Below are 13720 nucleotides of genomic sequence, written 5' to 3'. Positions count from 1 at the left end.
CAGGAGGGCCATTCCATCCAGGTGAGTGGCTGGCGCCTCATGCGGCCCCGCAGGGGTGGTGAAGACCCGCGCGCTTTTCCATTCTGCCGATCCCTCGCCCCGCACGGGGCGGATGGGGAGGGCCCGTCTTCACAGGAGAGATCCATGACCCATTCCTTCCTCCGCCACTCCATGAATCTCGCCACCCTTGCGGGAGCGGCGCTGGTGCTGCCCGTCCTCCACTGCGGGAAAAGCGCCTCCCAGGCGCAGACAGCCTCCTCCAGCCAGCCGGCCCCGGGCGCAAGCGCTGCGCCATTCTCGTTCTCCGTGGTGGCTTCGGGCCTGTCGAAGCCCACGGGCATCGCCCTGGCGGACAACCGATCACTGGTGATCTCCCAGCAGCCCGCGGCCCCCCTGGATGCCTCGCTCGCCCGGATCGACCTGGGCACTGGAAGCGTGGGCCTGATCGCCGGCGGGGCCGCCGTTCAATCCGGATTCGCGGCGAACCGGGCGGGGCGGCTCTACTGGGTGGATGCGCAGAAGGGTGCGCTCATGACCCAGAGCAGGGCCGCGGGGTCGCCGACCGTCCTCCATGCGGGTGGCATGCTGCCGACCACGACCATCGCCGTGGATGCCGCAAACCGGGTGTACCTCGCTGGAACGGCCGCCCAGGGCGGAAACGGCGTGGCTGCCGTGCTGGTGCGGGGCGCCTCGCCCACGGCCATCCCCGATCCTTCGGGGCCGGACAAGACGGTCCTGGTCGCGGCGTCTTCCGGGGATCTCTACTGGACCAGCCGCGCCGCAGGGCTCATCTATCACCGGTCCCCGGATGGCAAGGGCAGCGTGCTCGTCACCGGGCTGAAGTCGCCGCAAGGCCTTGCCCTCGGTCCAGCCGAGGATGTTCTGTATTTCACGGAGGTGCCCACGCCGGGCAAGGACGCCGCCGCGGGTGGCACCAATACCGTGAGCGCCCTCGACCTCGCGACCCTTTCCAGGACGGTCATCCATAGGGGTGATCCCGAGCCCACGGGAGTCGCGGTGGCCGCCAACGGCAGCGTGTACTGGACCAGCACCAGCCGGGGCCTCGTCCTGGTCGCGCGGCCCGCCATCCTCCCCGCTGCACCGGCCCAGTTCACGGCCACGCTCAGTGGGACGGAAGAGGTTCCCCCTGTCACGACCCAGGCCTCCGGGAAGGCGTCCTTCAGCTTCGTGAGCGGAACCACCCTTTCCGATGACCAGGTGTCCACTGGCCCGGCCCTCGGCTATCGGGTGACGATCACGGGCATCGCCCGCGTGCGCAGGATCGAGATCCATCAGGGCGCCAAGGGCACCACAGGGCCCCTGGTGGCCATCCTCCCCCGCGGCGACGACTTTGATGACGATGAGGACGAGCTTACGAGCGGGAGAGAGAGCGGAAGCGGGGGCATGGGTGGCTTCGCCCTTGGGGGTCGGATCCGTCTCCAGAACCTCCTGGGGCCCTATGCGGGCGACTGGGCGGGATTCAGCGCCGCTCTCGCCGCCGGGAACCTCTACCTGACTGTTCCGACCCGCTCGTATCCCACCGGCGAGATCCGGGGCCAGATCCTTCCCACGGCCGCCCCCCCGGCGAACCATCCACCCACGGCCGTCATCACTTCGCCAGCTGCGGATGCGACCATCCAGGCCGGTCAGTCGGTCACCTTCGCGGGGACGGCCACGGATCCCGATGGCGATGCCGTCTCGATCCTATGGGACTTCGGCGATGGCAGCAGCTCTACCCTCCTCTCGCCGGGTAGCCACACCTATGCCATGGCCGGGACCTACACGGTCCGCCTGACCGCCACTGATGCCTACGGGCTGGCGGATCCCAATCCGCCCACCCGAACCATCACGGTCCAGCCCGCTGCCGTGAACCTGCCGCCCTCCGCCACGATCACCTCGCCTTCCGGCAGCGTCAGCATCGTCGCCGGGCAGTCAGTCACCTTCGCAGGCACCGCCTCGGATCCCAATGGAGACCCGGTCACTGTCCTCTGGGAATTCGGAGACGGGGGGACCTCCACCTTGCTGGCTCCCGGCGCCCATGCCTACGCCACAGCCGGAACCTACACGGCGCGCCTGACGGCCACGGATTCCCATGGATTGCCGGACCCGAACCCGCCGACCCGCACCATCACCGTCACGGCCGCCCCGGTGAATCAGCCGCCCACCGCGACGATCATCGCTCCTGCGACCAATGTCACCATCAACGCGGGCCAGTCGGTGACCTTCACGGGCACGGCTTCCGACCCGGATGGCGATGCGGTCACTGTGCTCTGGACTTTCGGGGATGGGACGACATCGACCTTGCTGGCTCCGGGTTCCCACACCTTTGCGGCCCCGGGGACCTACACGGTGCGCCTGACGGCCACGGATTCCCACGGGTTGGTGGATCCGAACCCACCCGTTCGCACCATCACCGTCTCGGCGGTCGCCGCCCCCACGCTCACCCAGATCCAGACCCAGATCTTCACGCCCCTCTGCGTGGGCTGTCATGACGCGGCAGGGGCGGCCGGCATGAACCTCACCGCGGGAAGCGCCTACGCCAACCTGGTGAATGTGCCCGCCACCACACTTCCGGGGCTCCGGGTCGTACCGGGCGACCCAGCCTCCAGCGCCCTGGTCATCCAGTTGGCGAGCGGCCACCGGAATGTATCTGCGGCCAATCAGTCCCTCATTTCCGCCTGGATCACCGCGGGTGCGCTCAACAACTGAACGGGTCCCCAGGCCTCCGGGCCAGGGATGAAGGACGCGGGGGCGGCCCAGGACCGCCCCCGCTTTCTGTCTTGGCACCCCCGGCCGGACAGGGGCGGCCAGCCGCCGGTCCGGATCCGCCGTTCGCCGATCCCCCGACCAGGGGGAGCATGGTCGGGCCTACCTTGAAAGGGTCCCGACAGGAGCGCCCATGCTGTCCTTTCTGATGTCCGAAGCCGCCGCCCTGGGTCGCGTGGTCCAGACCATCACCGCCTTCCTGCTGCTCACGGCCTTCGCCCCCCTGGTCCTGCATAGCGCAGAGGCGAAGGCGGAACCCCGCATCGTCTCCCTCAAGGGCTTCGAAGCCCTTGAGGTGCGCAGCCAGGGCTTCACCCTGCCCCAGGCCATGAAGGTCCATGTCTATGCCAAGGGCGGGGGGCTCCGGCGCTTCGGCCGCGCGCCCATGGATCAGCCGCTCTTCGCCTATGGGTGGATCCTGAACGCCGTCACCCGCGAGGTGGTGTGGCAGATGGATGGATCCAACACGAAGCGGGACTGGGAATACCGCGTGGCCGACCAGTACCTCGACCTGCCGAAGGGCAGCTACGAGGCCTACTTCGCCAATCACGGATTCGGGCAGAGCCTGCTCTTCGCGCAGTGGAGCCGGAACATCGACCGTCGGGCCCTCCACCGGGAAGGGGCCGATCGGTCCCATGGCTTCCTGGCGGCTTTCGGGGCGGACAATGCGAGCATGCTCCGGCACTGGCGGGAACAGGTGGGCCATTACGGACTGGAGCTCTACCTGCCGGGCGGCGAGGCCGGGACGGTGGTGCTTTTCGAGGCGCCGCTGCGGTGGAAGAACATCGTGCTGGCGCTGCCTGCGGTCTCGGATGGCAGCTACAGGACCCAGGCCTTCCACCTGAAGAAGGCAGTCGCGCTGCATGTCTATGCCGAAGGCGAAGGCAGCGGCCGGCGCATGCACGACTACGGCTGGATCACGGATGCCCGCACGCGCACGCGGGTGTGGGAGATGAGCATGGACAAGGCCCAGTTCGCCGGGGGAGCTGGCAAGAACCGTCGTCAAGTGGAGACCCTCCAGCTGCCGGCCGGTGACTACGAGGCCTCCTTCGTGACGGATGATTCGCACTCCCCCGCAGATTGGAACGCCGCACCTCCCTGTGACCCCGGCATGTATGGCCTGACGCTGTCGGTGCCGTCGGATGGGGACCTGGCGGCGGTGGCGCTGACGGAGCCGCTGACCTGGCCCGTGGTGGCCGAGCTGGTGCGCGTGGGCGACGGCCAGGACCGCAGCGCCTCGTTCACCCTCTCCTCCGGCCGTTCCGTGAGGATCTACGCCATCGCGGAAGGCGACGGGGAGGACATGGCCGATGAGGCCTGGATCGAGGATGCCGCCGGCAAGCGCGTCTGGTTCATGGAGCGCAGCCGCACCCATCACGCGGGCGGCGCCACGAAGAACCGCCTGGCCGACGAAGTGATCAGCCTGCCCAAAGGCACCTGCACGGTGCGCTTCCGCACCGACGACAGCCACGCCTACGGCCACTGGAACAGCGATGCGCCCTGGGATCCCGAGCACTACGGCGTGACGATCTATGCGGTGAAATGACGGGTTCGATCAGGATCCGGAGGTCACCGGGCCCGCTGCTTTCAGCGCCCAGAGCACCTGCTTCTCATCGGGCACCACCGTGAAGGCGCTCCGGAACGCCTCTGGAATGGTCTGGGCCCGTCCCGTCCCGGCATCGACGAAGACCCAGAGGGTCCTGGCCTTGGCCAGGACTTTCCGGTCCCCGTCCCGCCAGAAGAGGTAGTGACGAGGGGATTCCTGGGCGTCGAAGCCGCCGATCCAGGTCAGCACGGTGATCGTCTCCCCGACGAAGGCGGGCCGGAGGTAGTCGATGGTGTGAGAACGGATCACCCAGCTCGTCTGGGTCTCCGCATACCGGGCCAGCGTCCAGCCCTGCGCGTCTGAGTGGGCCGTGGCGATGTCCTGCATCCAGCGCAGGTATTCCAGATTGTTGACATGGCCGTTCCCATCGATGGCCGATTCGGGCACGGCGAAGGTGCGGGCGAAAACGCCCGGCGGCAAGGCCGGCGCCAGAGTCATGGCTGGGCCTCCATCCCGGGACCGGCCGGATCGTGCGGCAGGCTGCCCCGGGGGGAGCGGAAGTAGGCGAAGGGCGTGGCGTGGAGGAAGTTCGACACGCGGCTGGTGTAGATGTCGGCGTAACGCTCGATCTGACGGGTGAGGTGGCTCTTGTCGTTGCCGGCGCGGGTGAGCAGGCCCCACCTCGCATTGACCAGTTCGGTGCCGGCCCTGGCCAGAGGGGCGATCTCGGCGTCGAGGGCCACCAGCTGGCCGCGGAGGTCGTGGACGCGCGCCTCCAGGGTGGCCGCATCGGCCGTGGGGGCGGGACCGTATCCCGCGTGGAGGCGCTGGAGGGCGAGGCGCGTCTGGGACAGGCGGTCCTCCAGCCCTTCCTTCTCCCGCATCATGGCCATGAGGCGAAGTTCCGTCTCTCGGAACGATTCCAGAGCGGCCATCTCCGCATCCAGCTCCCGCAGCACCAGGGCCGTGCGCCAGCTGAGGAGCCGCTTGCTCACATGGACATCGCCGAACATGTGGTCGCCCACATAGAGGATCTCGTCGCCGGAGATGCCGAGATCCCGCTCCACCTGGGAGGCGCAGCCGCCCAGGTAGAGGCCGCCCGGCCGCAGGGGCCCCATCAGCGGCCGCAGCAGGCCTGCCTCGTCCACCACTTCGAAGAAGGGACCGCGCTCGGTGAAGAAGGCGGGCTTCCGGGCGGCCACGATCACCAGGTCGAAGAGCTGGCGCCAGGTCATGCCTTCCGGCAGGTGCCGGTCGTAGGCGTGGGCCATCATCTTCGAGGTGAAGCTCCACTCCGAGTTGGTGATGAGCAGCAGCTTCTTGCCCGCGGCCTTTTGGTCCAGCAGGGCCAGGGCGGCCTCGGGGTCCTGCACCACATAGCGCTCAGGCGCCGCGGCGATCTCGGCCTTCAAGTGGCCTTCGAGGTGCTGGGCATCCACCCGCGCCCGCACATGGCGGTAGAGGCTGGCGTATTCGAAGGGGCGGGGCAGGGCGCCCCGGTCCAGCAGGTCCACCGCCTGGGCGAAGAGGCAGCCTTCGGATAGCGAGAACAGCGTGTTGAGGAAGACCCAGCGGGGATCGTTCAGGTCCACCAGGGTCTGGGCGTAGGCATCCCGCTGCTCGGCGTGTTCGAGCATCCGCGTGCCGTGCATGGCCCGCTTCACGAAGCCGAAGCGGTTGGCCTTCACCAGGTTGCCTCGTTCAGTGTCGATCACCAGGCCGCGGGCCACCATCCTGGGGTCGAAATCCAGACCTTCCACAGGCCAGCCTTCGGAGGCGAGCCGTTCCCGGGCTTGGGCGTAGACCATCTGCTCGAAGGCCGCCACCCGGTAGTCCACCAGGGTGTAGTCCATGTCGTAGCCGATGGCCCGAACCGACCGGAGGTTCAGGGTCCGGTTGCAGAAGATGCCGCGGCCGCGGGGTTGGTCGGGGGGCTCGGGCTTCACCATGCGTCAGGATAGCAAGGTGGGCGTGGGGGCCGATGGTGGCCGGTGCCCCGGCTCCATGCGATTCTGTGGGTTCTCGTCCCGGAGGCCCCGTGTCAATGCTGCATCGGTTCCTGATTCCCGCCCTCCTCGTCGCCCTGCCCGCGGTGGCGGCGGACAAGCGGGCCTTCCACATCGAGGATCTCTACCGCCTGAAGGGGATCCAGCACCTGGTCTTGAGCCCGGATGGGTCCCGCCTGGCCTTCGAGGTGTCCAGCCAGGACCTGAAGGCCGCCAAGCGGAACACGCAGCTCTGGGTGCTGGAGACAGCCTCGGGCCAGGCAAAGCAGCTCACCTACTCGGGCAAATCGGACACGGCGCCCCAGTGGTCAAAGGACGGCAAGACGCTCTACTTCCTCTCCAGCCGTGAGGGCGGCAGCCAGCTCTGGGCGCTGGATGCCGGCGGCGGAGAGGCTCGGAAGGTCACCAGCTTCGAGCCCGGCGTCGGATCGCCGAAGCTCGCGCCCGGCACGAATCGGGTGGTGTTCGAGGCCTCGGTGTTCCCCGAAGCCATGGCCGATGGCGCCAAGCACAAGGAGCTGAGCGAGAAGCTGGAGAGCGGTCCCGTGCAGGCCCACCTGGCGGATTCGCTGCTCTACCGCCACTGGACCGAGTGGCGCGATTTCCAGTACAGCCACCTCTTCTCGGCCACACTTGAGGGCAAGGTCGAAGCCATCACCTCCGGGAAGCAGGACTATCCGGCCTTCTGGCAGGCCTGGGACCTGAGCCCCGACGGCAAGGAACTCTGCGTCACCACCAACACCGACCCCGTGGCCGCCCGCAGCACCAATCAGGATCTCTTCCTGATCTCGCTGGAGGGCGACCGCACTCCCAAGCGCATCACCGGCGACAACCCGGCGGCGGACCAGGATCCGAAGTACTCGCCGGACGGCCGCTACATCGCCTACAAGTTCCAGACGAAGCCGGGCCATGAATCCGACCTCTTCCGCCTGGCCGTCTATGACCGCCAGACGAAGGCCCGCAAGGTGCTGACGGAAGCCATCGACAACTGGGTGGACGGCTTCCAGTGGTCGGCGGACGGGAAGGCCCTCTGGTTCACCGTGCAGGAGAAGGGCCGCTGGCCGCTCTTCCGTGTGGAGGTCGCCTCCGGGAAGACCACCCGCATGCTCGAGGGTCAGAGCATCAAGGAGTTCGTAGTGAGCGCCGACCAGAAGGCGGTCTACCTCACCAAGACCCGCGTGGGCGAGCCAGCGGAGATCTGGCGCTACGGTTTCGAATCCAAGGAGCTGAGGCGCCTCAGTGCCTTCAACCAGGCCCTGGCCAAGGAGGTGGACTTCCGTCCTGCCGAGGAGCAGTGGGTGAAGGGTGCCGACGGCAAGGACATCCATGTCTTCATCGTGAAGCCCCACGGCTTCGACCCGGCCAAGAAGTATCCGCTCATCCTCAATGTGCACGGCGGCCCGCAGATGATGTGGTCCGACACCCTGCGCGGCGACTGGCAGGTCTATCCCGGCGCCGGCTACATCGTGGCCTTCCCCAACCCCCACGGCTCCACGGGCTACGGCCAGGCCTTCACGGACGCCATCAGCGGCGACTGGGACGGCAAGGTGATGACCGACATCGACAAGGTGGCCGACCACCTGGCCGCGCTGCCCTATGTGGACAAAGACCGCATGGGCGCCATGGGCTGGAGCTGGGGCGGCTACGCCATGATGTGGCTGGAGGGTCACACCACCCGCTTCAAGGCCCTGGCCGCCATGATGGGCGTCTACGACCTGCGCTCCATGCACGGCGCCACGGAGGAGCTGTGGTTCCCCGAGCACGACCTCACGGGCACACCCTGGGAGAAGTCGGCGGCCTACGACCGCATGAACCCCAGCAGCCATGTGCAGGCCTTCAAGACCCCCTGCCTCGTCATCACCGGCGAGCGGGACTACCGCGTGCCCTACACGCAGAGTCTGCAGTTCTTCACGGGCCTGCAGGAGATGGGCGTGCCCAGCCGCCTGATCGTCTTCAAGAATGACGGCCACTGGCCCGACAACCTGAAATCCATGCCCGTCTACTACAACGCCCACCTCGAGTGGTTCCAGAAGTACCTGGGTGGCGGCGCCGCCCCCTGGAAGACCGAGGACATGGTGCGGAACCTGGCTTTTGACAAGGCCGGGAAGTAGCATCCAGGTACGAATCCCGGAGTCCCCATGTGCCGATCGGTCGGTTTGACCTTCCTGCTTGTCCTCTCGTTCCTCGGCTGCGGACCGGAGAAACCGGCAGAGGCTCCGAGCGCCGCACCCCCCGCCCCCTCGGGACCGGCCCCGGCCACCTCGGGAACCCAGGCGCCGCCTGCGGGGGGGGCGCAGGCCTCCACCTCCAAGCCAGCGGCTCCCGCGGGAGTGGCTTCAAAGCCTGCGACGGCCGCCGCACCCGCGGTCGTGGCTCCCAGCCCAGTGGTGCCAGCCGCAGCGCCGGCACCGGAGCTGGCCCCCAAGGCCGCTCCGGCTCCCGCGGCCCCAGCCTCCGCAGCCAAACCCGCCGCGGCCACGCCCACTGCCGCAGCGCCCGCCGCACCTGGTCCCATGCCGACCCTGGCAAGCAACGGCCACGCGGCTGTCGGCGCCGACAAGTGCCGGATGTGCCACCGCGTCCAGCACGACTCCTGGTCGGTCTCGGCCCATGCCAAGAAGGGCCTGGATTGCGAGGCCTGCCATGGCAACGGCGCTGACTACAAGGCCATGCCGGTCATGAAGAATCCCGCGGCGGCCAAGGCCGCGGGCCTCGTCAGGCCGAGTGCCGACTTCTGCCGGAAATGCCATGGGGCCAAGGCCGACGCCGCGTTCCTGGCGAAGGCGCACGCCCACAAGGCCTAGCCGACCGAGCAGCCACCGAGCCATCCCGGACTGGAGATCCAGCAGGCCCATGAGTCTCCGCCTCTTCCTGGCGCTTCTGGTCGGTGTGTGCGCGCTGGCCTCGCATGGACCTCAGGGGTGCGGCGCCCCCTTCAGCCTCCAGTAGCTGCCGCCCCCCGCCAACCGGGTTTCCAGGCCCCGGCGGGCGGCGCGCAGCCCCTCCTGCATCACGCGGCGGATATCACCGAGCACGGGCGGGGCGGTGGCGAAGTAGGAATGCTCCAGGAAGCTGGTGTCCAGCCCCGACGCATCCACGGTCTCGATGCCCGGCACCACCACGATGCCCTCGGCGGTATCGCCGGCCCGGGGGTAGCCATGCACCTTCTTGGAGGCCAGGAGCGCGTTGTCACCGCTGGAGACATACAGCGTGATCCGCTCACAGCCGGCCGCGAGGGCCGGGGCGATGTCGCGCTTGAAGATCTCCGCGTCGATGTCGGGCGCGGTGAGGATGATCTCTTTGAAGCGGCCCTTGAGCTTCGGCTGCTCGGCGAAGATCTGGCGGAGGGCGCCGGTCAGCGCGCGGTTTCCCATGGAGTGGGCGATGAGGTAGATGTCCCGGGCGCCGCTCTTCTGGGCGAAATCCACGAGGAACTTCTTCAGGTTCGCCTCGCTCCACTGGACATTGTTCTCATCCGTGGTGTAGCCCTGGAGCGACCCCTGCGAGGGCCAGCTGTAGAACACGGGCACGCCGCGGTAGTCGAGATCAAAGGTGATCTGCGCCGTGCGCCGGGCGGCGTCGTCGAAGGAGACATTGTAGCCGTGGACGAACACGAAGCTCGATCCGGAGGAGCCCTGGGCCTGGATCCGCGCCTTCACACGGTTGAGGAAGCCCTGGCGGGTATGGAAGGTCCGGTCGAGGATGACCATGTGCTTCCGGGGATCCTCGCGGAACTCCAGCCGCCAGATGGAAGGTGATTCGATGTCGCCGGTCTTGTGCCCCCTCGGGATGCTCACGGCCACTTCGCCATAGGAGATCCCGGCACCCCGGGCGCCGCCGTAGCCTCCGGTGCGGGGATCCAGCTTCCGGTCGGTGCCGTACATCACCGACACCCGGGCGAAAGCCTGGTCCCGGGCCACATTGGGATTGCCGGCCCCAGGTGCAGGCATAGGCGCAGGTGCAGGCATAGGCGCGGGTGCAGGTGGGGGCGGCAGGGAGCGTCGCGAGGAGGCCTCCTTCCGTGGCATGTCGGACCGCTCGGCCATGCGGGGGTCCTCGCGTTCCACCGGCGGGGGCGGTGGTGGCATGGACGGGCGCGCCGAGGCTGCAGGCGGCGGTGGCGGTGGCGGAGGAGGCGGGAGCACCGGGGCGGGCCTGGGGGCCGGAGCCGGTGGCACCACCGGAGGCTGGTGCGCGCACTTCAGCAGGAGGAGCGCGATCGCCAGGCAGGGCGCAAGCCCGGAGGGCAGCGGACGGAAGAGGGGGGATCGCATGGCATCCTCGGTTCGAAGGGCGGGGGATGGACATGAGGATAGCCCAGCCCCGGAGACCCCGATTCGGTTCCCCTCGTAAGATGATGCTAGAGTGAAGAATGACCCTCCAGGAGCCTCTATGCGCACCGCTTCCGCTTTGGCCGCTCTCATGACCCTTCCCGCGCTGGCGGCCGATCCTGCCGTGGCGGGCAATCCGTTCTTCGCGGACTGGAAGACGCCCTTCGGCGTGCCGCCCTTCGCATCGATCACAGAGGCGCACTTCCTCCCGGCCTTCCAGGAGGGCATGGCCCGGCAGAAGGCCGAAGTGAAGGCCATCGCGGAGGCGAAGGACGCCCCGACTTTCGAGAACACCATCGTGGCGCTGGAGCGGTCGGGCCAGTTCATGGATCGCGTGGGTTCCGTGTTCTTCAACCTCACGGGCGCCGAGACGAACCCGAAGCTCCAGGCGGTGAACCGCGAGCTGATGCCGCTGATGGCCGCCCACCGCGACGACATCCAGCTCAACGCCAAGCTCTTCGGGCGGGTGAAGGCCGTGTGGGAGGGTCGCGCAAACCTGAAGCTCGCGCCGGACCAGGCCCGGCTGCTGGAGCGCACCTACAAGGGCTTCGTCCGGGCGGGTGCCGCGCTGACCGCCGACCAGCAGATCCGCATGCGCGCCATCAACGCCGAGCAGTCCAAGCTCGGCGTGGAGTTCGGCGACCGCCTGCTGAAGGCCACCAAGGCCTTCCAGATGCTGGTGGAGAAGCCCGCCGACCTCGCGGGCCTGCCCGAGGGCACGCGCCTGGCGGCGGCCGCCGCGGCGAAGAAGGCCGGCAAGGACGGCCAGTGGCTGTTCACCCTGGATGGTCCGAGCATCTGGCCCTTCCTCGAGTACTCGCAGAACCGCGAGCTGCGTAAGCGCCTCCTCACAGGCTATCTGGAGCGCTGCAACCAGGGCGGGGACACCGACACCAACGCCATCGTGGCGAAGGTGGCGGCCCTGCGCGTGGAGAAGGCCCAGCTGCTGGGCTACAAGACCTGGGCCGACTTCGTGCTCGAAGAGAACATGGCCAAGCATCCCAAGGGGGTCTACGGCCTGCTGGACCAGATCTGGAAGCCCGCGCTGGAGGTCGCCAAGAAGGAGCGCGCTGAGCTGCAGGCCATGATGGCGAAGGATCTGCCCGGCCAGAAGCTTGAGCCCTGGGACTGGCGCTACTACGCGGAGAAGGTGAAGCAGGCCAAGTACGACTTCGACGAGGAATCGGTGAAGCCCTACTTCGCCATCGACGCGGTGCGCCAAGGCGCCTTCACCCTCGCCGGGAAGCTCTACGGCATCTCGTTCACCGAGAGGAAGGAGGTGCCCGTCTATCAGAAGGATGTGCGCTGCTTCGAGGTGAAGGAGCAGGACGGCCGGCACCTCGGCCTGATCTTCGTGGACTACCATCCCCGGCCGGGCAAGCGCGGCGGCGCCTGGATGAGCAGCTACCGGCAGGCCTGGGTGCAGGACGGGAAGCAGGTGGATCCGGTGGTGGTGAATGTGTGCAACTTCACCGCGCCGGCGGGGGATCGTCCCGCGCTGCTGACCTCGGACGAGGTGCGCACCCTCTTCCACGAGTTCGGCCATGGCCTGCATGGGCTCTTCTACAAGGGCCGTTACCGCGGCACGGCCGGCACACCCCGTGACTTCGTGGAGCTGCCCAGCCAGGTCATGGAGAACTGGTCCATGGAACCCGAGATGCTGAAGCTCTATGCGAAGCACTACAAGACGGGTGAGGTCATCCCCGAGGCGCTGATGGCGAAGATGAAGAAGGCCGCCACCTTCGGGCAGGGCTTCGCCACGGTGGAATACATGGCCGCTTCGCTGCTGGACATGGACTGGCACACCCTCACCACCACCAAGCCCCAGGACACCGCCGCCTTCGAGAAGGCCTCGCTCACCAAGTGGGGGCTCATCGCCGAGATCCCGCCCCGCTACCGCAGCCCCTACTTCAACCACATCATGGGGGGCTACGCCGCAGGCTACTACAGCTACATCTGGAGCGCCGTGCTGGACAGCGACGCCTTCCAGGCCTTCAAGGAGAAGGGCAACCTCTTCGATCCCGCCACCGCGGCGAAGTTCCGTGCCGAAGTGCTCTCGAAGGGCGGCACCGAGGATCCTGCGCTGCTCTACCAGCGCTTCCGCGGCCGGGATCCCCAGGTGGGACCCCTGCTCGAGAAGCGCGGGCTGAAGTAGGCGCGAATCCAAACGCAGCGGAGGGTGCCCGGGGCCGGTCACCCTCCGTCTTTCGCCGGGCGCTAGTCCTTGACCAGCTCCACCCGCCGGTTCTTGCCCTTGCCCTCCTCGGTGTCGTTGCTGGCCACCGGGGCCAGAGGACCCACGCCGTAACCCTTCAGGCGGGAGGCGGCGAGGCCGTGCTGGCCGACAAGGGCCTGCACCACGGCCTCGGCGCGGGCCTGGGAGAGTTTCATGTTGGCCTCCAGGCCGCCGGTCATGTCGGTGTGGCCGACCACCTTCAGCTTCAGGGCCGGAGATTGGCCGAGCAGTCTGGCGATCTCCGCCAGGGCCGGCTTGGACTCGGGCTTCACCTCGGCCTTGCCGGTATCGAAGTAGATGCCGTAGATCGCCACATGACCGGTGGCGGCGAGGTCGCTGCCCATGGCCGCCGCATCGGCCACGATGTACTGGGCCATGGCCTGCTTCTCGACGATGCGCAGCCAGATCTTGCCGTTCCCGCGCTCAGCCTGAACCCAGGCTTCCTTGCCGTCCTTGGTGATCTTGCCGTTCACCCACCAGTCCGGCCGCTGGTGGAGCACCTTGCCGCCGGCTTTCAGGATGGCGTTCTCGTAGTTCCTCACCACGGCCACGGCAGAGGGTTCGAGCTTCCGGTCCGTGACGGCGTAGGTCAGGAACATGAACTTCCCTTCCACGGGCACCTTCTCCCGGGCGTTGGGAGTCCAGAACTCGTAGCGGCCGAATTCTTCCGTCTTGCAGTCCTGGAGGACATAGCCCGGCATGCGGGTGGGGAAGAGGGGATGGTCCTTGCATCCGGCCTTGTCGGCCTGGGCCAGGACCGGCGGCGCGGCGAGGAGGGTGGCGAAGGCCATGACGGTGGCAGCGGCGAAGGCATGGGCTCGGCTCACGGAAGATC

At 68.0% G+C, this 13720-nt stretch carries 9 protein-coding genes; 5 read left to right on the top strand and 4 right to left on the bottom strand.

Annotated features, from left to right (window positions below):
- The first annotated feature begins 144 nt into the window (after nucleotides 1-144).
- Nucleotides 145-2709, top strand: coding sequence for a PKD domain-containing protein (locus QZ647_RS11000; protein ID WP_291272204.1), 2565 nt, complete (start codon nucleotides 145-147; stop codon nucleotides 2707-2709).
- 190 nt (nucleotides 2710-2899) lie between these two features.
- Nucleotides 2900-4312 (top strand): hypothetical protein, encoded by a 1413-nt coding sequence (locus QZ647_RS10995; protein ID WP_291272203.1) that lies wholly within the window; start codon nucleotides 2900-2902, stop codon nucleotides 4310-4312.
- Nucleotides 4313-4321: 9 nt separating this feature from the next.
- Here QZ647_RS10995 and QZ647_RS10990 read toward each other — a convergent pair whose 3' ends face one another.
- Complete coding sequence (locus QZ647_RS10990) at nucleotides 4322-4810, bottom strand: acyl-CoA thioesterase (protein ID WP_291272202.1); 489 nt, start codon at nucleotides 4808-4810, stop codon at nucleotides 4322-4324.
- Nucleotides 4807-6261, bottom strand: coding sequence for an HAD-IG family 5'-nucleotidase (locus QZ647_RS10985; RefSeq protein WP_366526169.1), 1455 nt, complete (start codon nucleotides 6259-6261; stop codon nucleotides 4807-4809). Before QZ647_RS10985 ends, QZ647_RS10990 begins: the two co-directional genes overlap by 4 nt.
- Nucleotides 6262-6356: 95 nt before the next feature.
- Here QZ647_RS10985 and QZ647_RS10980 point away from each other — a divergent pair, with 95 nt between their 5' ends.
- Both QZ647_RS10980 and QZ647_RS10975 read left to right on the top strand, forming a co-directional pair.
- Entirely contained in the window at nucleotides 6357-8429 is a 2073-nt protein-coding gene (locus QZ647_RS10980) for a S9 family peptidase (protein WP_291273030.1), read from the top strand.
- A gap of 27 nt (nucleotides 8430-8456) precedes the next feature.
- Nucleotides 8457-9122, top strand: a complete 666-nt coding sequence (locus QZ647_RS10975; RefSeq protein ID WP_291272200.1) for a cytochrome c3 family protein — start codon at nucleotides 8457-8459, stop codon at nucleotides 9120-9122.
- A gap of 111 nt (nucleotides 9123-9233) precedes the next feature.
- Here the strand turns inward: QZ647_RS10975 and QZ647_RS10970 are convergent, their stop codons facing one another.
- Complete coding sequence (locus tag QZ647_RS10970; RefSeq protein ID WP_291272199.1) at nucleotides 9234-10268, bottom strand: alpha/beta fold hydrolase; 1035 nt, start codon at nucleotides 10266-10268, stop codon at nucleotides 9234-9236.
- A gap of 442 nt (nucleotides 10269-10710) precedes the next feature.
- On the opposite strand from QZ647_RS10970, the gene QZ647_RS10965 reads away from it, so the two are divergent.
- On the top strand, nucleotides 10711-12804 hold the full coding sequence (locus QZ647_RS10965; protein ID WP_291272198.1) for a M3 family metallopeptidase: 2094 nt from the start codon (nucleotides 10711-10713) through the stop codon (nucleotides 12802-12804).
- Nucleotides 12805-12866: 62 nt separating this feature from the next.
- Here the strand turns inward: QZ647_RS10965 and QZ647_RS10960 are convergent, their stop codons facing one another.
- Nucleotides 12867-13712 (bottom strand): OmpA family protein, encoded by an 846-nt coding sequence (locus QZ647_RS10960; RefSeq protein WP_291272197.1) that lies wholly within the window; start codon nucleotides 13710-13712, stop codon nucleotides 12867-12869.
- Between the last annotated feature and the right edge of the window lie 8 nt (nucleotides 13713-13720).

It is taken from the genome of Geothrix sp. (assembly GCF_020622065.1).
Classification (GTDB): Bacteria; Acidobacteriota; Holophagae; order Holophagales; family Holophagaceae; genus Geothrix.
This window is presented reverse-complemented; position numbering and strand designations above follow the sequence as displayed.